Annotated in this window: 18 protein-coding genes and 1 pseudogene; 12 read left to right on the top strand and 7 right to left on the bottom strand. The window is 72.5% G+C overall.

Annotated elements, in window-relative coordinates; genetic code table 11:
* Positions 1 to 34 precede the first annotated feature (34 nt).
* The 6 genes and pseudogenes from AC6F7H_RS29600 (at position 35) to purB (ending at position 5,836) form a co-directional block, all read left to right on the top strand.
* A complete protein-coding gene (locus tag AC6F7H_RS29600; protein ID WP_500760408.1) occupies positions 35 to 454 on the top strand; it encodes a GNAT family N-acetyltransferase in 420 nt (139 codons plus the stop codon).
* 43 nt (positions 455 to 497) lie between these two features.
* Positions 498 to 750 (top strand): annotated as a pseudogene (locus AC6F7H_RS29595) (GNAT family N-acetyltransferase); the annotation flags it as partial.
* Positions 751 to 952: 202 nt separating this feature from the next.
* Positions 953 to 2,377 carry a hemolysin family protein gene (locus tag AC6F7H_RS29590; protein ID WP_500760406.1) on the top strand — a complete coding sequence of 475 codons (1,425 nt, stop codon included), beginning with the start codon at positions 953 to 955 and terminating at the stop codon, positions 2,375 to 2,377.
* Entirely contained in the window at positions 2,374 to 3,387 is a 1,014-nt protein-coding gene (locus AC6F7H_RS29585; RefSeq protein WP_500760404.1) for a hemolysin family protein, read from the top strand. Before AC6F7H_RS29590 ends, AC6F7H_RS29585 begins: the two co-directional genes overlap by 4 nt.
* Before the next feature lie 86 nt (positions 3,388 to 3,473).
* Complete coding sequence (locus AC6F7H_RS29580; RefSeq protein ID WP_500760402.1) at positions 3,474 to 4,250, top strand: SGNH/GDSL hydrolase family protein; 777 nt, start codon at positions 3,474 to 3,476, stop codon at positions 4,248 to 4,250.
* A gap of 143 nt (positions 4,251 to 4,393) precedes the next feature.
* Positions 4,394 to 5,836 carry an adenylosuccinate lyase gene (gene purB, locus AC6F7H_RS29575; protein WP_500760400.1) on the top strand — a complete coding sequence of 481 codons (1,443 nt, stop codon included), beginning with the start codon at positions 4,394 to 4,396 and terminating at the stop codon, positions 5,834 to 5,836.
* A gap of 96 nt (positions 5,837 to 5,932) precedes the next feature.
* Here the strand turns inward: purB and AC6F7H_RS29570 are convergent, their stop codons facing one another.
* The 4 genes from AC6F7H_RS29570 to AC6F7H_RS29555 all read right to left on the bottom strand — a co-directional run bounded on the left by AC6F7H_RS29570 (position 5,933) and on the right by AC6F7H_RS29555 (position 10,085).
* Entirely contained in the window at positions 5,933 to 6,061 is a 129-nt protein-coding gene (locus AC6F7H_RS29570) for a putative transporter small subunit (protein WP_258308787.1), read from the bottom strand.
* A 30-nt stretch (positions 6,062 to 6,091) separates the two neighbouring features.
* Positions 6,092 to 7,834, bottom strand: a complete 1,743-nt coding sequence (locus AC6F7H_RS29565) for a sodium:solute symporter family protein (RefSeq protein WP_500762127.1) — start codon at positions 7,832 to 7,834, stop codon at positions 6,092 to 6,094.
* Between the two features lie 605 nt (positions 7,835 to 8,439).
* A complete protein-coding gene (locus tag AC6F7H_RS29560; protein WP_500760397.1) occupies positions 8,440 to 9,162 on the bottom strand; it encodes an ABC transporter permease in 723 nt (240 codons plus the stop codon).
* A 2-nt stretch (positions 9,163 to 9,164) separates the two neighbouring features.
* Positions 9,165 to 10,085, bottom strand: coding sequence for an ABC transporter ATP-binding protein (locus tag AC6F7H_RS29555; protein WP_500760394.1), 921 nt, complete (start codon positions 10,083 to 10,085; stop codon positions 9,165 to 9,167).
* Between the two features lie 109 nt (positions 10,086 to 10,194).
* Between AC6F7H_RS29555 and AC6F7H_RS29550 the strand changes: the two genes are divergently transcribed.
* The 3 genes from AC6F7H_RS29550 (at position 10,195) to AC6F7H_RS29540 (ending at position 13,327) form a co-directional block, all read left to right on the top strand.
* Positions 10,195 to 11,364 carry a sensor histidine kinase gene (locus AC6F7H_RS29550; protein WP_500760392.1) on the top strand — a complete coding sequence of 390 codons (1,170 nt, stop codon included), beginning with the start codon at positions 10,195 to 10,197 and terminating at the stop codon, positions 11,362 to 11,364.
* A 14-nt stretch (positions 11,365 to 11,378) separates the two neighbouring features.
* A complete protein-coding gene (locus tag AC6F7H_RS29545) occupies positions 11,379 to 12,041 on the top strand; it encodes a response regulator transcription factor (RefSeq protein WP_109383258.1) in 663 nt (220 codons plus the stop codon).
* A 128-nt stretch (positions 12,042 to 12,169) separates the two neighbouring features.
* Positions 12,170 to 13,327 carry an ROK family protein gene (locus tag AC6F7H_RS29540; protein ID WP_500760390.1) on the top strand — a complete coding sequence of 386 codons (1,158 nt, stop codon included), beginning with the start codon at positions 12,170 to 12,172 and terminating at the stop codon, positions 13,325 to 13,327.
* 68 nt (positions 13,328 to 13,395) lie between these two features.
* Here AC6F7H_RS29540 and AC6F7H_RS29535 read toward each other — a convergent pair whose 3' ends face one another.
* Both AC6F7H_RS29535 and AC6F7H_RS29530 read right to left on the bottom strand, forming a co-directional pair.
* Positions 13,396 to 14,157 carry a GntR family transcriptional regulator gene (locus tag AC6F7H_RS29535; RefSeq protein ID WP_500760387.1) on the bottom strand — a complete coding sequence of 254 codons (762 nt, stop codon included), beginning with the start codon at positions 14,155 to 14,157 and terminating at the stop codon, positions 13,396 to 13,398.
* A gap of 172 nt (positions 14,158 to 14,329) precedes the next feature.
* Entirely contained in the window at positions 14,330 to 15,220 is an 891-nt protein-coding gene (locus tag AC6F7H_RS29530) for an RNA polymerase sigma-70 factor (protein ID WP_500760385.1), read from the bottom strand.
* Between the two features lie 170 nt (positions 15,221 to 15,390).
* Here AC6F7H_RS29530 and AC6F7H_RS29525 point away from each other — a divergent pair, with 170 nt between their 5' ends.
* The 3 genes from AC6F7H_RS29525 to AC6F7H_RS29515 all read left to right on the top strand — a co-directional run bounded on the left by AC6F7H_RS29525 (position 15,391) and on the right by AC6F7H_RS29515 (position 17,816).
* Positions 15,391 to 16,221: an alpha/beta fold hydrolase gene (locus tag AC6F7H_RS29525; protein ID WP_500760383.1), complete on the top strand. Its 831-nt coding sequence runs from the start codon at positions 15,391 to 15,393 to the stop codon at positions 16,219 to 16,221.
* Positions 16,222 to 16,279: 58 nt separating this feature from the next.
* Positions 16,280 to 16,438 (top strand): hypothetical protein, encoded by a 159-nt coding sequence (locus AC6F7H_RS29520; protein ID WP_500762210.1) that lies wholly within the window; start codon positions 16,280 to 16,282, stop codon positions 16,436 to 16,438.
* 94 nt (positions 16,439 to 16,532) lie between these two features.
* The gene (locus AC6F7H_RS29515; RefSeq protein WP_500760381.1) at positions 16,533 to 17,816 is read left to right on the top strand and encodes a GNAT family N-acetyltransferase; all 1,284 of its coding nucleotides are present in this window, start codon (positions 16,533 to 16,535) and stop codon (positions 17,814 to 17,816) included.
* A 346-nt stretch (positions 17,817 to 18,162) separates the two neighbouring features.
* Here AC6F7H_RS29515 and AC6F7H_RS29510 read toward each other — a convergent pair whose 3' ends face one another.
* Positions 18,163 to 19,389 (bottom strand): trans-sulfuration enzyme family protein, encoded by a 1,227-nt coding sequence (locus AC6F7H_RS29510; protein WP_500760379.1) that lies wholly within the window; start codon positions 19,387 to 19,389, stop codon positions 18,163 to 18,165.
* Positions 19,390 to 19,395 lie beyond the last annotated feature (6 nt).

Below are 19,395 nucleotides of genomic sequence, written 5' to 3'. Positions count from 1 at the left end.
GCCAGACAGGCCGGCGCTCTGCTTGGCTCGCCCCATGAGTGATCTCCACATCCGCCACGCCACCCTCCCGGACATCGACACCGTGCTGCGGTTCTGGCGCGACGCCGCGGAAGGAACGAGCATCAGCGACGACCACGACGGAGTGGCCCGACTCATCACACGAGACCCCGAAGCCCTGCTCCTCGCCGAGCGCGACGGCCTGCTCACCGGAACCGTGATAGCCGGCTTCGACGGATGGCGCTGCTCCGCCTACCGACTGGCCGTACACCCCGACCACCGCCGGCAGGGCATCGCCACCGCCCTGCTGGAAGCCGCGGAACAACGCTTCGCCGCCCTCGGCGGGCGACGCGTCGACGCCATGGTCCTGGAGGCCAACGAACAGGCCCACCACACCTGGGCCGCGGCCGGCTACCAGCGCGAGGGCCACTGGCGACGCTGGGTCAAGCCGCTGTAGACACGGGCAGGACTCCACGGACGCTTGTGAGCCGCCAAGATCCGACGGCTGGCGCTGCCGTCTGTACCGGCTCGCGGTACACCCTGACCACCGCGGGCAGGGCATCGCGTCCGCGCTGCCGGCCGCCGCCGAGGAACGGTTCACGCGGCTCGGCGGGCGCCGCGGACGCGATGGTGCCGCAGCGCGACGAGACCGCCCACCGCGCGTGGGACGCCGCCGGATACGCACCGGAAGAACGCCGGCGGCGCTGGGTCAGACCTCTCCCGGAGGACGGCCGGAGACAGGGGCCGGCATGACGGCGGACGTCGGGTGACCCCGCGGGACACCTTTGCTGACCCTTTACGCTAGGAGGGTCACTCGGTCATCCATGAAAGGTTGTGTGCGTCCGCCCATGGGCGAGCCTCCCAGTAGTACGCGACATCGCGGTCCCCGACAGAGCCGTACACGACGTCGCACGGTAGTCCACTTCCCGCCCGGTCACGGGACGGGGGCGGCCCGATGACAGAAGTGCTCCTTCTCCTGGTGGCGATCCTGCTCTCCCTCGCCTGCGGCGCGTTCGTCGCGGCCGAGTTCTCCCTCACCACTGTCGAGCGGGCGGAGCTGGAGCGGGCGGTCGAACGCGGCGAGCGGGGCGCCGTCGGCGCGCTCAAGGCCGTACGGAACCTGACCTTCCAGCTCTCCGGGGCGCAGCTCGGCATCACGGTCACCAACCTGGTGGTCGGCATGCTCTCCGAACCGTCGATCGCCGCACTGATCTCCGGCCCACTGAGGGACATCGGTGTCTCCGCCTCGGTGGCGAGTTCCCTGGCACTGGTGATCGGCACGGCTCTGTCGACCGTCTTCCTGATGGTGGTCGGCGAACTGGTGCCCAAGAACTGGGCGATCTCCTCGCCGCTGGCCGTCGCCAAGAACGTGGGCAACGCACAGCGCTGGTTCAGCGCCGCCTTCCGCCCCTTCATCACGCACCTCAACAACACGGCCAACCGCATCGTGCGCCGCTTCGGTGTGGAACCCGCCGAGGAGCTGGCGTCCGCGCGCGGTCCCCAGGAGCTGGTGGCTCTCGCCCGGCACTCCGCCAAGCAGGGTGCTCTGGAGGCCGACACCGCGGAGCTGTTCGTCCGCACCCTGAACCTCGCCGACCTCAGCGCGGAGAACGTGATGACCCCCCGCGTGCAGGTCGTCGCGCTGGAGGTCCAGGCGACCTGCGAGGACGTGGCGAACGCGACCCGGGCGACCGGGCTGTCCCGGTTCCCGGTGTACCGCGGCACCCTCGACTCGGTGGTCGGGACCGCGCACATCAAGGACGTGCTGACGGTGCCGGCCGAGCGCCGGGCCCGGGTCCCCGTGTCGGAGATGATGCGCGAACCACTGCTGGTCCCGGAGTCGCTCACCGTAGACCGGCTGCTGGACCGGCTCTCCGAGGGGCGCACCATGGCCGTGGTGATCGACGAGTACGGCGGCACGGCGGGCGTGGCCACGCTGGAGGACATCGTCGAGGAGGTCGTCGGCGAGGTCCGCGACGAGCACGATCCGCACGAGACGCCCGACCTGGCCCCGACCGGTACGGACGAGGAGGGCCACGCCCTGTTCTCGGCCGACGGCTCCGCGCGCGTGGACCAGCTCGCGCGGGTCGGCCTGCGCGCGCCGGACGGCCCGTACGAAACCCTGGCCGGGCTGGTGGCCACCGAGCTGGGCCGGATCCCCGCCGTCGGCGACACCCTCGAGGTCGTCGGCTGGCGGATGGAGGTCCTGGACGCGAGCGGCCGCCGCGCGGCGCGCGTCCTGCTGCACGCGCCACTCGCCGGCCCGCGCCCGCCGGACGGGAGGACGGACGGTGAGGACGCCGAGGACGGCGGGAAGACCAGCAGCAGGCCTGACGGCAGGACGAACAGCAAGGCGCGCGAGAAGGGGGCACGGCGATGACGGTCGTACAGCTGCTGATCGGTCTGGCGACGCTGGTCGTCAACGCCTTCTTCGTGGGCGCCGAGTTCGCGCTGATCTCGGTGCGCCGCAGCCAGATCGAGCCGTACGCCGAACAGGGCGAGCGGCGCGCCAGGAGCGTGCTGTGGGGCCTCGAGCACGTGTCCGCGCTGATGGCGGCGGCGCAGCTCGGCATCACACTGTGCACCCTGGTCCTCGGCGTGGTCGCCGAGCCCGCCATCGCACATCTGCTGGAGCCGGTGTTCCACGCGGTGGGCGTGCCTCCGGGCGCGGGCCACGCGGTGTCCTTCGTGATCGCTCTGGCGCTCGCGACGTATCTGCACATGCTGCTCGGCGAGATGGTGCCGAAGAACATCGCGCTCGCGGAGCCCGTGCGCAGTGCGCTGGTGCTGGGTCCGCCGCTGGTGGCGCTGTCCCGGGGGCTGCGCCCTGTGATCTTCACGGTCAACGCCTTCGCCAACACACTGCTGAGGCTGCTGCGGGTCGAGGTGCGCGGCGAGGTCGTGGCGTCCTTCTCCGACGCGGAGCTGGCGCAGATGGTGAAGGACTCCGGCGAGGCGGGCCTGATCGACGACCGTGCGCAGGAGCGTCTGAACGACGCGCTGGAGCTGGGCCGCCGGCCGGTGCGGGACGTGGCGCTGCCGCTGGAGAGCGTGGTCTACGCACGCGTGGGCGTCACCCCGGAGGGGTTGGAGGAGCTGTCCGCGCAGTCCGGGTACTCCCGTTTCCCGGTGGTGGACGAGGGGCGGCGGATCGTCGGCTATCTGCACGTGAAGGACGCCCTGGACGCCTCACCGCGCGACATGCCGTTCCTGCTGCGGGACATGCGCCCCATCGCCCGGGTGCGGGAGAACACGCCGATGGACGACGTCCTCACCGCCATGCGGGGCAGCCGTACGCATCTGGCGGCCGTCCTCGGGGCGGACGGGCGGCTGGCCGGGCTGGTGACGATGGAGGACGTGCTGCAGGAGCTGTTCGGGCAGCGGGCCTGAGCGGGAGGAGCCGGGCGGACCGTGCGGGACGGGACGGGACGCCGACCGACCGGCGGGTATGTGCACGGGATATCATCTCTGTCGCCATGCAGACGAACCCCACTCACACCAGCCTGGTCGCGGTCGGCGACTCCTTCACCGAGGGCATGTCGGACCTGCTGCCCGACGGCACGTACCGGGGCTGGGCCGATGTCCTCGCCGCGCGGATGGCGGCCGTCACCCCCGGGTTCCGGTACGCCAACCTCGCGGTGCGCGGCAAGCTGATCCGGCAGATCGTCGAGGAACAGGTGGACACCGCGGCGGCCATGCGGGCCGACGTGGTCACCCTGGTCGGCGGGCTCAACGACACCTTGCGGCCCAAGTGCGACATGGGCCTGGTACGGGATCTGCTGACCGAGGCGGTGGAGCGGCTGGCCCCGCACTGCGGGCAGCTGGTGCTGATGCGCAGCCCGGCCCGCCAGGGGCCCGTGCAGGAGCGTTTCCGGCCCCGCATGGAGGCGCTGTTCGCCTACGTCGACGAGCTCGCCGAACGGCACGGCGCCCTGGTCGTCGACCTGTACGGGGCGCCCTCGCTCGGCGATCCGCGGCTGTGGGACGTGGACCGGCTGCACCTGACCGCCGACGGGCACCGCCGGGTCGCCGAGGCGGTATGGCAGACGCTGGGGTATCCGCCCGAGGACCCCGAGTGGCAGCTGCCCCCGGAGGCCACGCTGCCGCCGAGCTGGCCGGCGCGCCGGGTGGCGGACGCCCGGTTCGCACGGCAGCACCTGCTCCCGTGGATCGGCCGCCGACTCACCGGCCGTTCCTCGGGCGACGGCCTGCCGCCGAAGCGCCCCGAACTGCTGCCGTACTCCGACCGGTGACACCGAGGGCGCCGAAGGGCTGAGGGCGTCGGGGCATCGGGGGGTGTCGGGGGCGCTCGCCGTTCCCCGCGGTTCGCCTCGTAGCTTCCTCCGAATCACCCCATGGCGCTGGCCTGCACGAATCGCCAGTAGACTCCGTACACGTGACTGCTGCGCCCGCCAAGCCCCGTATCCCGAACGTTCTCGCCGGACGTTACGCCTCCGCCGAGCTCGCCACGCTCTGGTCGCCCGAGCAGAAGGTGAGGCTGGAGCGGCAGCTCTGGCTCGCCGTGCTGCGGGCCCAGAAGGACCTCGGCATCGAGGTGCCGGACGCGGCGATCGCCGACTACGAGCGTGTCCTCGACCAGGTCGACCTGGACTCCGTCGCCGAGCGCGAGAAGGTCACCCGGCACGACGTGAAGGCACGGATCGAGGAGTTCAACGACCTCGCCGGGCACGAGCACGTGCACAAGGGGATGACCTCCCGCGACCTGACCGAGAACGTCGAGCAGTTGCAGATCCGGCTCTCGCTGGAGCTGATGCGCGACCGTACGGTGGCGGTGCTGGCCCGGCTCGGCAGGCTGGCCGGTGAGTACGGCGAGCTGGTCATGGCCGGCCGTTCGCACAACGTGGCGGCGCAGGCCACCACCCTCGGCAAGCGGTTCGCCACCGCCGCCGACGAGCTCCTCGTCGCGTACGACCGGCTGGAGGAGCTGCTCGGCCGTTACCCGCTGCGGGGCATCAAGGGCCCTGTCGGTACGGCACAGGACATGCTGGACCTGCTGGGCGGCGACGCGGCGAAGCTCGAGGAGCTGGAGCGGCGGACCGCCGGTCACCTGGGTTTCGCGAAGGCGTTCACCTCGGTCGGCCAAGTCTACCCGCGGTCGCTGGACTACGAGGTGGTGACCGCGCTGGTGCAACTGGCGGCGGCGCCGTCGTCACTGGCGAAGACGATCCGGTTGATGGCCGGGCACGAGCTGGTCACCGAGGGGTTCAAGCCGGGTCAGGTCGGTTCGTCCGCCATGCCGCACAAGATGAACACCCGCTCCTGCGAGCGGGTCAACGGCCTGATGGTGATCCTGCGCGGCTACGCCTCGATGACCGGGGAGCTGGCGGGAGACCAGTGGAACGAGGGCGACGTGTCCTGCTCGGTGGTGCGCCGGGTGGCGCTCCCCGACGCGTTCTTCGCGCTCGACGGTCTGCTGGAGACGTTCCTGACGGTGCTCGACGAGTTCGGTGCGTTCCCGGCGGTCGTCGCCCGGGAGCTGGACCGCTACCTGCCGTTCCTGGCCACCACCAAGGTGCTGATGGGCGCGGTGCGCGCGGGTGTCGGCCGTGAGGTCGCGCACGAGGCGATCAAGGAGAACGCCGTCGCGACGGCCCTCGCGATGCGTGAGCAGGGCGCCGAGCGCAACGACCTGCTGGACAAGCTCGCGGCCGACGAGCGTCTCCCGCTCGACCGGTCCGAACTCGACGCGCTGATGGCGGACAAGCTGTCCTTCACGGGCGCCGCGAGTGCCCAGGTCGCCGCCGTCGTCGGCCGTGTCGACGACATCGTCAAGCAGCACCCGGAGGCCGCCGGTTACACCCCGGGGGCGATCCTCTGACCCGTCCGGTCCAGGGCTGAGGGCCCGGGATGCGCGAGCCGCGTCCTTCGGCACCCGACGGGGTGCCGAAGGACGCGGCTCGCGCGCGACCAGGGGTCAGATCATGTCCCGGCCGTTGCGGCGGGCGTCGGCCCACTCGCGGAAGAACCCACGGCTGATCACGAACAGGATGACGGCCACGATGACGGGCCACATCAGGACGTAGACGCTCAGGGCGGCGGTCACTGTGCCTCCTCTTGACTTGCTCGGTGCGACTTACTTGGTGTGTGCGGCGGGCTCGGGCTCGCGTCCGACCGGTGCGCCCGAGGGGGCCGGCGCCGGGCTCGGGACACCGGGCGCCTCACCGTTCCCGTCTGCGGTCGCCGCGGCGCTCCCGTCGTCGAAGTTGCCGGTGCGTTCCGCGATGACGGAGAAGTCGAAGCTCTCTCCCTGGCGCGCGGACATGGCCCAGCAGATGACGGTGCTCACCGAGTAGGCGACGAGCGAACCGCACAGCGTCGCGTACTCGTGCAGGGATCCGATCGCGAACGGTGCGGAGACCAGTACGGCCAGCGCACCAACGATCTTCCCTGCCTTGACGCCCAGGAAGCCGAACACCATCAGGCCGAGCACGACACCGATGCCGAGGACGGCCAGCACGTCCACGACGATGCCGAAGGCGCCGTCCACGGGGATCCAGCTGAAGCGCACGGGCAGGAACACCGCGAGCGCCGCGAGCACCGAGGTGGTGAACGCCTTGCTGGTGACCTTCTCCCAGTAGAAGCTGGCCAGCACCGGGAAGACGAGCGCGCCCCACAGCGCTCCGACGAAGACGAGCAGATCGAGGATGCTCAGCCGCAGACTGGCGAACGTCACGGCCAGTGCGGTGGCCACCACCATGGTGAGCCGGCCGACCAGCAGCATCGTCTTCGGGTTGGCCTTCCTCTTGCCCGCCACGCCCCGGCCGTAGATGTCGGCCATCGTGATCGACGCGAGGGCGGCGAGGTCGGCGTCGGCGGTGGAGGACAGCGCGCCGACGATCATGATGAAGAAGAGGGCCAGCAGCGCGGGCGGCAGATAGGTGGCGGCCATCTCGGGGATGAGGTTGTTCAGGTCGCCGCCGGTCGGCTCGAAGCCCAGGTAGAGGGCGAGCACGCCGAGCATGCCGACGCCGATCACCATGCCGCCGTAGCCGATGGTCGCGGTGATGAAGGTGGGCTTGATCAGGCTCTCCTTCACCGCGAACAGGCGCTGGGCGATGGTCTGGTTGCCGATCGCGTAGGCCAGCACCGCGGCGATGTAGGGGGCGCCCTGCCCCATGAAAGCCTCGCTGGAGAAGAAGTCCCCCTGCTGCGGGGTCAGGTTCGCCGCGCCGGTCTCGAACGCGGCCGGGAAGCCGGCCGCGAAGAAGATGAACGGGACGATCACGGCGACGGCGCCGAGCATCGCCACGACCTGCACGAAGTCGGTCATGACGGAGGCGCGGAATCCGGACCACAGGGTGTAGAACAGGACGCCCGCGGCGACGCAGAGGACACCCTGGATGAAGTTGAACGGCGACAGGAGCGAGATCAGCACACCGCCGGCGATGAAGTTCGACATCAGGCTGATGAGGCTGCCGACGACGTTGGAGCCCGCGAGCATCAGCTGGCTGGAGCGGCCGTGGCGGGCGTACATGACTTCCGCCAGGGTGTGCGCCTTGGGGGCGACGGCGCGGATGCGCTTGCCGAAGGGGTAGATGAAAAGGATCATCAGGGCACCCCAGAGCCCGTAGTGGATGGGGCCCGAGATGCCGTAGGTGTAACCCGAGGTGGCGGAGGCGTACATCGAGGCCGCCCAGATCCACGTCGCCGTCATGCTGGCGGCCGAGATGCCGAATCCGATGTTGTTACCAGCAGTCATGTACCCGTCGGCGTTCTCTTCCTTCTTGCCGATCCGGGTCGAGATGAGAAAGGTCCCTCCGTAGAAGAGGGCCAGCAGGCCAACGACAATCACGGCGCTGAACTGGGCCGTTTCCATGCCGTTCAACAGACGTACCTCCTTCGTCTCGCGGAGCCCGGCGCCGACCACGGCACCGAGGGGCTCGCTCAGGGCATGCCAAACGCATCCGCGCGCCGCAGGCGCAGAGCGTGCTCCACCTCCGCCACCCGACGCGTCACCGCGCGAGCCGGGGGAGCTCACAGAACCGCGGGCCCCTTTGGGCCCGCAAACCAGCCGCAGGGCAACGACTTCCACTGGCGGCGGCGATCTTCGGTCGCACCGAGATACGCGGTTGGCCGCCCTCAAGCCCTGCCAGGCAGACAGCAGATGTCTACACTTCAATACTCGTTCTGTCCACCTTCACAGTGATCACATCACCTTCTTTGCGGCTCTTTCTTTACAAGTCGCAACTGCGACGGACTACAGGATTCCTCGCCGTTTGCCTGATATGTGACGCGGGTTACGCGGCCGGTCGTGCGCCAGGGCGGTGGCGTCTCCGTGATCATCGCCGTCATCGACGAACCGGGCTCCGCCCCTTCCCTGCGGAGCACGGCTCGTCGATGACGGCGATGTGCCGTGCGATGCTCGTGGATCCAGTGAACCCGTCACCACCGACACTTGACGTCGCGTCAGCCCACTGCCCGTCAGGCGTCCCGGCGCCGCAGGCTCCACGCCCCCGCCAGCAGGGCGGCCGCGGTCCACAGCGCGGTCACCGCGAGCCCCGACCAAGGGCCCAGCGGCCCCTCGTGGGTCTGCTGGAAGACCAGCTGTCCGGCCCGGTCGGGCAGGAAGTCGACGACGGGACCGGCCGCGTCGCCGATCACGAAGGACACGACGACGATGAACGGGATCAGTACGGACAGCGTGGCCACCCCGCTGCGCAGCAGGGTCGTGAGGCCCGCGGCGAACAGGGCCATCAGCATGAGGTAGACACCGCAGCCCACGGCCCCGCGCACCTGTTCGCCCCCGGTGAGACCGTCCGCCAGGGAAGCCAGTCCCGCGCGTGCCGCGAGGAGCGCGACGAGGGCGGTCAGCAGCCCGGCGACGAGCGCCGGTACGGCGATCGCCACCACCTTGGCGGCGAACCAGCGGCCGCGCTGCGGAACCGCCGCCAGCGAGAGCCGCAGGGCGTCGCCCCGGAACTCCGACGACACGGCCATGACGCCGAAGGAGATCGCGGCGATCTGGCCCGGCATGACGCCGGACAGGGAGATGTACAGCGGGTCGAAGTCTTCCGGCATCTCCGAGACACCGGCGAGCGCGGAGAACGCCGTGGTCACGGCGAACAGCGCCAGGAGGGCCCCGGGGAGCGAGCGGAGCGTGCGGATCTTCAGCCACTCGGACCGGAGGACGGGTGCGAACTGCATGGTCAGGCCTCCTGGGGCTGTGCGGTGAACTCGGTCTCGGCCGCGGTCAGGTCCAGATAGGCCTGCTCCAGCGTGCCCTCGTCCGCCGCGAGTTCGAGGATCGGCACCCCTGCGGCGGAGGCGAGGCGTCCGATGTCGTCCACCCGCGCGTCCGGCACCGTCCAGTGTCCGTCCGGGTGTTCCGCCATGGCATGCCCCTCCCGGGCGAGCGCGTCCTTGAGGGCGGTGGGGTCGGAGGTGCGGACCCGGACGGTGGGCCGCACACGTGCGCGGATGAACTCCCGCACCGGGGTGTCGGCCAGCAGCCGGCCCCGCCCGAGGACGACCAGGTGGTCGGCGAAGGAGGCCGTCTCGTTCATCAGGTGGCTGGAGACCAGGACGGTCCGTCCCTCGTCCGCGAGGCGGCGCAGCAGGGTGCGGATCCACACGATGCCTTCCGGGTCCAGGCCGTTGGAGGGCTCGTCGAGCATGACCACCTCCGGGTCGCCGAGCAACGCGGCGGCGATACCGAGCCGCTGACGCATGCCCAGGGAGTACGTCCGCACCCGGCGGCGGGCCGCCGGGCCCAGGCCGGTCTCCTCCAGCACCTCGTCGACCCGGCGGTCCGGGATGCGGTTGCTCGCCGCCAGGACGCGCAGGTGGTCGCGGCCGGTGCGGGAACCGTGCGCGGCCTGCGCGTCGAGCAGGGCGCCGACCCGGCGCAGGGGCTCGGGGAGGGTGGCGTAGGCGCGTCCGCCGACGGTGGCGGAGCCGGACGTCGGCCGGTCGAGGCCGAGCACCAGGCGCATCGTGGTGGACTTGCCGGCGCCGTTGGGACCGAGGAAGCCGGTGACCCGGCCGGGCGGGACGCGGAAGGTGAGGTCGTCGACGGCCCGCCGGGTGCCGTACTCCTTGGTGAGGTTCTGGACGTCGATGCTGGTCATGTGCACCAGCGTGGCCGCGGTCCGGGGGCCGGCGCCTCCCCCGCGCGGGGAGAGGATCTCCCCCGGGCGGGGGAGGCCGGTCGCCGGTGACGGCTGGCACGATGGCGCGATGGTCACCGTTCTGCGTGCGCTCCTGCAAGGGGCGACGTACTCGCGCCTGCTGCACATGTGGGTGCCCTGGCTGCCGTTCAGCATATGGATATTCATCTACCCGGATGCGCCGTGGGCGCCCGCGCTCGTGCTGCTCCCGCTGGGCCTAATTCCCTCGGTGCGCAGGGTCGAGGGCGTGCAGGCCCAGTTGATGCTGACGCCCGGCGAACGGGAGCCGGGGATCTCCCAGAAGCCGTCGGCGACGTGGCAGGACCGGCTGCGGACCGTGCTGTGGTTGGCGGTGCGGATGGTGCTGATGGTGGTGGTGGGGTACGTCACGGTCTGGCCGTTCTATCTGGCGTACCTCTTGGGTGAGAGCGCCACGGGACACATGCCCGAGGAATTGCCCTTCCTGGAGGACGCGCAGCCGCACTGGGCCTACGCCCTGCTGGTGCCGCTCCCCCTGCTCGCGGCGGGGCCGCTGATGGTGGGCCTCGGCAAGCTGGTCACCGCCGCCGCGCGCCGTCTGCTCGGTCCCTCCCCCGCCGAGCGCCTGGCCGCCATGGAGGCCAGGACCGAGCAGCTCCTGGAGCGCACCCGCATCGCGCGCGAGCTGCACGACTCCATCGGCCACGCCCTGACGGTCGCCGTCGTGCAGGCCGGCGCCGCGCGGGCGGCGAACGACCCCGCCTTCACCGACCGGGCGCTGGCCGCCATCGAGGAGACCGGCCGGGCCGCCCTGGAGGACCTGGAGCGGGTCCTCGGCGTCCTGCGCGAGGCGCGGAAGCCGGTGAGCGGCCGGCCCACGCTCGCGGACGCGGACCGCCTGCTGGAGTCCGCCCGGGCCTCCGGGGCGGAGGTCGACGCCGAGGTGACCGGCCCGTTGGACACCGTGTCCGGCCCGGTCTCCCGTGAGGGCTACCGCATCCTGCAGGAGGCGCTGACCAACGCGCTGCGGCACGCGGGAACGGTTCCCGTGCGGGTCCGGATCCGCGTCGCCGAGGGCACCTTGCTCCTGGAGGTCCGCAACCCGCTGCCGGGGGACGTGCCCGGCCCCGGGCGCGGCAGCGGGCTGCGCGGCATACGGGAGCGCGCAGCCCTGCTCGGGGGCCGCGCGCGGACGGGGCCGGACGGGGGCGACTGGGCGGTGCGGGCCGAACTGCCGCTGGCCGGAGCCGAGATGCGTTGATCTAGGCTGGCCGGATGCCGGTCACCGTTCTGCTCGTCGACGACGAGCCCCTCGTGCGCGCGGGGTTACGCGCCGTTCTGGAAGCGCAGCCCGACCTCGAGGTGGTCGGGGAGGCGGCCGACGGGGCGGCGGTGATCCCACTGGTACGGCGGCTGCGGCCGGACGTGGTCGCCATGGACGTGCGCATGCCGCTGCTGGACGGGATCGAGGCCACGCGCGCGCTGCTGCGGACGGTCGAGGAACCGCCGAAGATCCTCGTGGTGACGACGTTCGAGAACGACGAGTACGTGTACGAGGCGCTGCGCGCCGGGGCCGACGGGTTCCTGCTGAAGCGGGCGCGGCCGGCGGAGATCGTGCACGCGGTGCGGCTGGTCGCCGAGGGTGAGTCGCTGCTGTTCCCCGCCTCGGTGCGCCGGCTCGCGGCCGAGTACGGCGACGACGGCGGCAATCGCGCGGCGCGGGACGTGCTGGAGCGGGCGCGGCTGACCGAGCGCGAGGCGGAGGTGCTGCGGCTGATGGCCCGGGGGCTGTCGAACGCGGAGATCGCCGCCCGGCTGGTGGTGGGCACGGAGACGGTGAAGTCGCATGTGAGCGCCGTGCTGGCGAAGCTCGGGGCACGCGACCGCACGCAGGCGGTGATCGCGGCGTACGAGTCGGGGTTCGTGGCGCCGGGATGAGCCGCCTCCCCGGGCGGGCCGGAGCGGCTGCCCGCGGGGCGGACCGCGGGGTTCCGCCCGGAGGTCGCCGGGGTGTGCCGCGCCGAGTACCATCCGGCCCACACGCGTACGAGCTGGGAGGACGGACGGTGAGTCGGCTGACCGGCGGGGATCCCTCGCTGTTACGGAGGATCAACTCCGCAGTGGTGCTGCACACGTTGCGGGCCACGGACTGCGCGACGCTGACCGAGGTCACCAGGGTGACGGGGTTGTCACGGCCCACCGTCGAGGGCGTCGTGGAGGGCCTGATCGAGGCGGGTCTCGTCGTGGAGGCGGCGGCCGAGGAGGGGGCGGCGCGGCGGCAGGGGCGACCGGCCCGGAGGTTCCGGTTCCGGGCCGAGGCCGGGCATCTCCTGGGCCTGGAGATCGGGCCGCACCGGGTGGCCGCGCTGCTGGCCGATCTGGACGGCCGGGTGATCGGCGCCCAGGCCAAGGAGGTCGGTGAGCGGGTCGACGCCGACGGACGGTTGGAGCGGCTGCGCGCCGCCGCCGCCGAGTTGCTGCGCCGGGCCGGGGTGCCGCGCGCCTCGCTGCGGGCCGTGGGCGTGGGTACGCCCGGGATCGTCGAGGCGGACGGCACGGTACGGCTGGGCACGGCGCTGCCCGGGTGGACGGGGCTGGGGCTGGGCGAGCGGCTGAGCCGGTCCTTCACGTGCCCGGTGCTGGTCGAGAACGACGCCAACGCGGCGGTCGTGGCCGAACACTGGAAGGGCGTCGCCACCGGGACCGACGACGTGGTGTTCGTGCTGGCCGGGCTGAGTCCCGGCGCCGGTTCACTGATCGGGGGGCGGCTGCACCGGGGGTACGGCGGGGCGGCCGGCGAGATCGGGGCGCTGCATCTGCTGGGCCGCGGGGCGACCCCCGAGAAGCTGCTGTCCACCACGGACGAGCCGCTGCACCCGCTCGACGAGCATGCGGTGGCCGAGGTCTTCGCCCAGGCCCGCGAGGGCGACAAGCGGGCCCTCGCGGCCATGGACCGCTTCATCCAGCGGCTGGTCCACGACGTGGCGGCGCTGGTGCTGGCCCTCGACCCGGAACTCGTCGTGATCGGCGGCTGGGCGGCGGGGCTGGACGGGGTCCTGGAGCCGCTGCGGCGTGAACTGGCCCGCTACTGCCTGCGTCCGCCGAAGGTCGCGCTGTCCCGTCTCGGGGAGGCGGCGGTGGCGACGGGCGCGGTGCGGCTCGCCCTGGACCACGTGGAAGAGCAACTCTTCGCCGTGGAAGGCACGGTGACGGCCCGCCGGTAGGCGGCGGTCGGGCGGCTCCGTCACCGGCCGCGCCCCGCCCGCACCCGGAAAGCCCAAAAGCGCGGTGTTCAGGAAGCGCGGCGTTCGGGGCCTTGGTCGATCTCCACGCCTCCGGAGTCGCCGAAGGTCAGCCGGCAGGTGTCCGCGCGGTAGGTGGCCGTGGAGAGCGCGGAGACCCGGCCCCGGGCGATGAAGCGGGTGGTGACGACGAGGACGGGCGCGCCCGGCAGTCGGTCCAGCTCCCTGGCCTCGTCCGCGCGGGCGGAGCCGAGCTCCACCGCGTTCTCGTGCCGCTCCAGCTCCAGGTGGCGCAGTTCCCGCAGTACCGCACGCGCGCGTGCGGCCCCGGACGGGGCGTCGATGGCGGAGAGGCCGGGCACCGAGGCCGCCGGGACGTACAGCAGTTCGGCGGCGACGGGCCGGCCCTGGGACACCCGGGACCGCCGAACGGTGTGCACGGGCTCGTCCCGGCCGGTCACCAGGGCCTCGGTGACGGCCGCGGGCGGCACCTCGAGTGTGCAGTCCAGGGTCTGCCAGGCGTCGTCGGGCCCGCCCGGCCAGGCGTGCTGCGCCGTACCGACGGCCACACCCATGCGCGGCGGGGCGACGGTGGTGCCCACACCGCGGCGGCGCTCCAGCCTGCCTTCCAGTTCCAGCTGCTCCAGTGCCTGGCGCAGGGTGGCACGGGCCACGCCGAAGCGGGCGGCGAGGTCGCGCTCGTTGGGCAGGATCTCGCCCACGGAGAACTCCGAGTCCAGCGCCTCGCTGAGCACGGTCCTGAGGTGCCAGTACTTCGGTTCCGGCACCGTGTCCAACTGCGTGGTCCCCACCCTGTCCTCCGCGATCGTCAGGTCCGGTGGCGTTTTCGCGCCCTTGTTTATTAAAGGTTGTTTCACTTGTCCGCGACCATATGGCGGCCTCCCCCCTTGGTCAATACCAATCGGACATGACGAGGGGGCCCGCGCCGGATGACACGGGCCCCGTTGCCGGGTGACCGAACCCCTACCGGGCCGCCACCAGCGAACGCAGCTTGTCGGGATTGCGGATGACGTAGACCGCCTGGACGCGCCCGTCGGCGACATCCAGCTGGACGACGGAGTCGGGCGTGCCCCCGACGAGGAGCAGCGCCGCGGGACCTCCGTTGAGTTCCAGGAAGCGGGCCGAGAAGTCGCCTCGGAGGCTCTTGCGGGCGACGCCGAGCACGAAGCGGCCCACCTTGTCGGCGGCCTCCAGGACGCGCAGCGCGGCGGAGACCTTGCCTCCGCTGTCGCTGACGAGACGCACGTCGGGGGCGAGCAGTTCCAGGAGTCCCTCCAGATCACCGCCGCCGGCCGCCGCCAGGAACCGCTCGGTCAGTTCGCGGCGCCGGGCGGGGTCGACGTCGTAGCGTGGACGCCGGTCCTCCACGTGCTTGCGGGCCCGCGTGGCGAGCTGGCGCACCGCCGGTTCACCGCGGTCGAGCATGGCGGCGATGTCAGTGTAGGGGTAGCCGAAGGCCTCGCGCAGGACGAACACCGCGCGCTCCAGCGGGGACAGGGACTCCATGACGACCAGGACGGCGAGCGAGACCGAGTCGGCGAGCACCGCCTGCTCGGCGGTGTCCGGGACGGTGTCGCCGAAGTCGGTAGCATACGGCTCGGGCAGCCACGGGCCGACATACGTCTCGCCCCGCGCCTTGATCTGACGCAGCCGGTCGATGGCGAGGCGGGTGGTGACACGTACCAGGTAGGCGCGCGGCTCGCGGACATCGGACCGGTCCCCTCCCGCCCAGCGCAGCCACGCTTCCTGAACCACGTCCTCGGCGTCGGCCACCCGGCCGAGCATGCGGTAGGCCACCCCCTGGAGGACGGAACGGTGCTCTTCGAAGGCATCGGTCACGGTGTCGGTGCTCACCTCTCCATCCCAACCGACCCGTACGGCCCGTGTCCAGGCGGATTCGGGCGCCTCGCGGAGCCGGGGCCCGGAACCGGGCGCCGGGGGCTACCCGTCGGTAGCAATTGCTGACAAGCTGTCTACGGCGTCAGGCGGCGTCCCACCGCGAGTCCCAGACGAGGAGCACCTTCATGTCCGCGACCGTCTCGTTCGAGGTCACCTCTCCGCACGGCCCGCAGACCGTGACCCTGTCCTACGCGCGCGTGGGCCGCGGCGAACCTCTGCTCCTGCTGCACGGCATCGGTCACCACCGTCAGGCCTGGGACCCGGTCGTGGACATCCTCGCCACCGAGCGCGAGGTGATCGCCGTGGACCTGCCCGGCTTCGGTGCCTCCCCGGCGCTGCCGGACGGCCTCGCCCACGACCTGCCCACCATGAACGCCGCCCTGGGCACCCTGTGCGAGGAACTGGGGCTCGACCGGCCGCATGTCGCGGGCAACTCGCTCGGCGGGCTTCTGGCGCTGGAGCTCGGCCGCCAGAACCTCGTACGGTCCGTCACCGCGCTGTCCCCCGCCGGGTTCTGGACGCAGGCCGAGCGGCGCTACGCCTTCGGCGTGCTGATCGGGATGCGGCGCGTCGCGGAGCGGATGCCGCTGCCGCTGGTCGAGCGGCTCGCCCGCTCGGCGGCCGGGCGAGCGGCGCTGACCAGCACCATCTACGCCCGTCCGGGACGCCGTTCACCCGAGGCGGTGGTCGCCGAGACGCTCGCGCTGGCCGGTGCCACCGGCTTCACCGAGACGCTCCGGGCGGGCACCGCCGTGCGGTTCACCGACGATGTGCCCGGCGTCCCGGTCACCGTCGCCTGGGGCGCCCGCGACCGGCTGCTCATCCCCCGCCAGGGGGTCCGCGCCAAGCGGGTGATCCCCCGGGCGCGGCTGATCCGGCTGCCCGGCTGCGGTCACGTCCCCATGAACGACGACCCGGCACTGGTCGCCCGCGTCCTCCTCGACGGCAGCCGCTGAACGGCGCGGCGCTGTCCGATCCGGCGCGGCCCCGCGCCGGGCGGACCGGGACGGTGGGGTGACGGAACGTGCGGGACGTCGCGCTGACGGCGGGTACCAGTTCTTCGGCGAGGTCGACATCGACAACGGCAGCGGAGAACTGACCGTACGGCTGTGGGAGCAGGACGGCAGCGTGCTCTATACCAAGCGACTGCAGTCGGGACCGGTCGGCCAGTGAAGCGATAAAAGGACCATAAGCCTCATAAGAACTCTTTACTCATCAGTCATGGCGTGTTGGCGGCCACGAAACACGGTTCCTTCACAGTGGCCGCATGAGCCGAGACATGTCCGACGTGACGCACACCCGGCACGGCCGTCCCGCGCAGGGACAGCCGGAGGGGGAACCGACCACGCGCTTCACGGCGGCGTTCCACAGTTGGTGGGCACGCCGCCACGGTCACGCACCGCCCGCACCCGATGCCGACGGGGCCACGGAAAGCCGACCGCCGGAGAGCGCCCTGTGGCGGATGCGGACGACGGTACGGGACGAACCGGGCGCGCTGGCCGCACTGTGCACGGCGCTGGCCGAGCACCGGGTCGACATCCTGAGCCTGCAGACGCACCCGCTGGGCGAGGCCACGGTCGACGAGTTCCTGCTGCGCGCCCCGGCCGACCTGACCGCCACCGGTCTCACGACGGCGGTGACGGGCGCCGGGGGCACGGACACCTGGACCGAGCGGGCCGACGCCCACGATCTGGTGGACGCCCCGACCCGGATGCTGGAACTCGCCGCACGCACGGCCCTGGACGGCGCGGAACTTCCGCTGGTGCTAAGGCAGTTGCTGGGGCGGTGCACGATCCGTTCACTGCCCGCCGCCCCGGGCGGCGGGCGGTCGGCGCCGGAGGGCGTCCCGGTGGAGGGGACCCTGGAGGACACCGTGATGCGGCTGCGCGCCCCGGAGGGCGGCGTGCTCACCGTGGAACGGCCGCATCCGCCCTTCACACCCACCGAGTTCGCCCGAGCACGGGCCCTGGTGGAGTTGGACGCCCGGCTCGGCCCCCGGGTCCCGCGCGGCCAGGACGTCCTCACCCTGCCCGAGGGCAGCGACATCACCGTGGGCCGGGCGGACACCGGCGACCTGGAGGCGGCGCGGGCGATGCACGAGCGGTGCTCGCCCGAGACCCTGCGTCAGCGGTACCACGGGCCGGTCGGCGACGCGGACCGCTACCTGAATCACCTGCTCGGCCCCCGCTTCGGCCGTACGCTCGCCGTACGGACGGCCTCCGGCCGCATCGTCGGCCTCGGTCATCTGCTGTGGGACGGCGACGAGACCGAGGTGGCACTGCTCGTCGAGGACGCCTGGCAGCACCGGGGCATCGGCACCGAGCTCCTGACCCGGCTGGTGTCGATGGCCACCGAGGCGGGGTGCGCCCATGTCTACGCCGTGACGCAGGCCTCCAACACCGGGATGGTCGCCGCGATGCGCGGGCTGGGCCTGCCCCTCGACTACCAGGTCGAGGAGAGCACCCTCGTCGTCACCGCGCGTCTGGACCCGGCACGGGCCCGCCACGCGCAGGAGGAGCGGGAGCACGGCTCACGGACCGGCCGCCGGTAGCGGACCACCGCGCCACCGGCCCCGGGACGCGGGACGCGGGACGCGGGACGCGGGACGCGGGACGCGGGACGCGGGACGCGGGACGCGGGACGCGGGACGCGGGACGCGGGACGCGGGACGCGGGACGCGGGACGCGGGACGCGGGACGCGGGACGCGGGACGCGGGACGCGGGACGCGGGACGCGGGACGCGGGACGCGGGACGCGGGACGCGGGACGCGGGACGCGGGACGCGGGACGCGGGACGCGGGACGCGGGACGCGGGACGCGGGACGCGGGACGCGGGGCAAAACGGTCCGGCGGTGTCCGCCGGACCGTTCGGCATCCGCGCGGGGCACAGCCCGCGCTCAGTTCTGGGCGGGCGCTTCCGGCCGGTCGACCGCCCCACGCGTGCGGACGCCCTCCGGTGCCCCGGCCCGCTCCCCCAGCGCCCCGTTCAGGTCCGCCCACAGGTCCTCGACGTCCTCCAGGCCGACCGACAGCCTCAGCAGCCGGTCGCTCACTCCCGCGTCCCTGCGGTCGTCGGCGTCGACGATGCGGTGGCTGATGGATGCCGGGTGCTGGATGAGGGTGTCCACGCTGCCGAGGCTCACCGCCGGGGTGATGAGCCGTACCCCGCCGATCACCTCGTGCGGGTCCCCGTGCACCTCGAAGGAGACCATCGCCCCGCCGATGCGCGGGTAGTGCACACGGGCCACGCGCGGATCGGCGGCGAGCCGACGGGCGAGTTCGGCGGCGTTGGCCGACGCGGCCCGGACCCGTACGGGAAGCGTCGACAGGCCCCGCAGCAGCAGATAGCCCGCCAGCGGATGCAGCACGCCACCGGTCGCGAACCGTATCTGCCGCAGCCGTCCCGCGAACTCCTCGTCGCAGGCCACCACGCCGGCCAGTACGTCGCCGTGCCCGCCGAGGTACTTGGTGGCGCTGTGCAGCACCAGCCGCGCCCCGTGCCCGGCCGGACGCTGGAGGACCGGGGTGGCGAAGGTGTTGTCGACGAGCAGCGGCACCGAGCCGCAGGCATGGGCGACGGCCCGCAGATCGACCTCGGCGAGGGTCGGGTTGGCCGGCGACTCCACCAGGACCAGACCGGTGTCCGGGCGCAGCGCGTCGGCGACCCCGGCGGGGTCGGTCCACGTCACCTCGGAGCCGAGCAGCCCGGCTGTCAGCAGGTGGTCGCTGCACCCGTACAGGGGGCGTACGGCGACGACGTGGCGCAGCCCCATGGAGCCGCGTACCAGCAGGACGGCGCTGAGCGCGGCCATGCCGCTGGCGAACGCGACCGCGGCCTCGGTGCCCTCCAGGCGGGCCAGGGCGGTCTCGAAACGGGCGACGGTCGGGTTGCCGAGCCGTCCGTAGACGGGCGGGCCGTCCGGTTCCGCGCCGGTGGCGGCGAAGGAGTCGATGCGGGCGGCCTCGCCGCGGCTGTCGTACGAGGGGTAGGTGGTGGACAGGTCGATCGGCGGGGCGTGCAGTCCCTGCCGGGCGAGGTCGTCCCGGCCGGCGTGCACGGCCTCGGTGGCGAGTGCTCTCGTGGTGCTGAGTGTGTCCGTGCGTACGTCCTTGTCCCAGTCCATGGAGCG

Source organism: Streptomyces sp. MMS24-W38, from assembly GCF_059889265.1.
This window is presented reverse-complemented; position numbering and strand designations above follow the sequence as displayed.

Excerpts from the sequence above, each read along its gene's own strand:
- AC6F7H_RS29600 (WP_500760408.1), top strand. The coding sequence starts at position 35 with ATGAGTGATCTCCACATCCGCCACGCCACCCTCCCGGACATCGACACC.
- AC6F7H_RS29590 (WP_500760406.1), top strand. The coding sequence starts at position 953 with ATGACAGAAGTGCTCCTTCTCCTGGTGGCGATCCTGCTCTCCCTCGCC.
- AC6F7H_RS29585 (WP_500760404.1), top strand. The coding sequence starts at position 2,374 with ATGACGGTCGTACAGCTGCTGATCGGTCTGGCGACGCTGGTCGTCAAC.
- AC6F7H_RS29580 (WP_500760402.1), top strand. The coding sequence starts at position 3,474 with ATGCAGACGAACCCCACTCACACCAGCCTGGTCGCGGTCGGCGACTCC.
- AC6F7H_RS29565 (WP_500762127.1), bottom strand. The coding sequence starts at position 7,834 with ATGGAAACGGCCCAGTTCAGCGCCGTGATTGTCGTTGGCCTGCTGGCC.
- AC6F7H_RS29560 (WP_500760397.1), bottom strand. The coding sequence starts at position 9,162 with ATGCAGTTCGCACCCGTCCTCCGGTCCGAGTGGCTGAAGATCCGCACG.
- AC6F7H_RS29555 (WP_500760394.1), bottom strand. The coding sequence starts at position 10,085 with ATGACCAGCATCGACGTCCAGAACCTCACCAAGGAGTACGGCACCCGG.
- AC6F7H_RS29550 (WP_500760392.1), top strand. The coding sequence starts at position 10,195 with ATGGTCACCGTTCTGCGTGCGCTCCTGCAAGGGGCGACGTACTCGCGC.
- AC6F7H_RS29545 (WP_109383258.1), top strand. The coding sequence starts at position 11,379 with ATGCCGGTCACCGTTCTGCTCGTCGACGACGAGCCCCTCGTGCGCGCG.
- AC6F7H_RS29525 (WP_500760383.1), top strand. The coding sequence starts at position 15,391 with ATGTCCGCGACCGTCTCGTTCGAGGTCACCTCTCCGCACGGCCCGCAG.
- AC6F7H_RS29515 (WP_500760381.1), top strand. The coding sequence starts at position 16,533 with ATGAGCCGAGACATGTCCGACGTGACGCACACCCGGCACGGCCGTCCC.
- AC6F7H_RS29510 (WP_500760379.1), bottom strand. The coding sequence starts at position 19,389 with ATGGACTGGGACAAGGACGTACGCACGGACACACTCAGCACCACGAGA.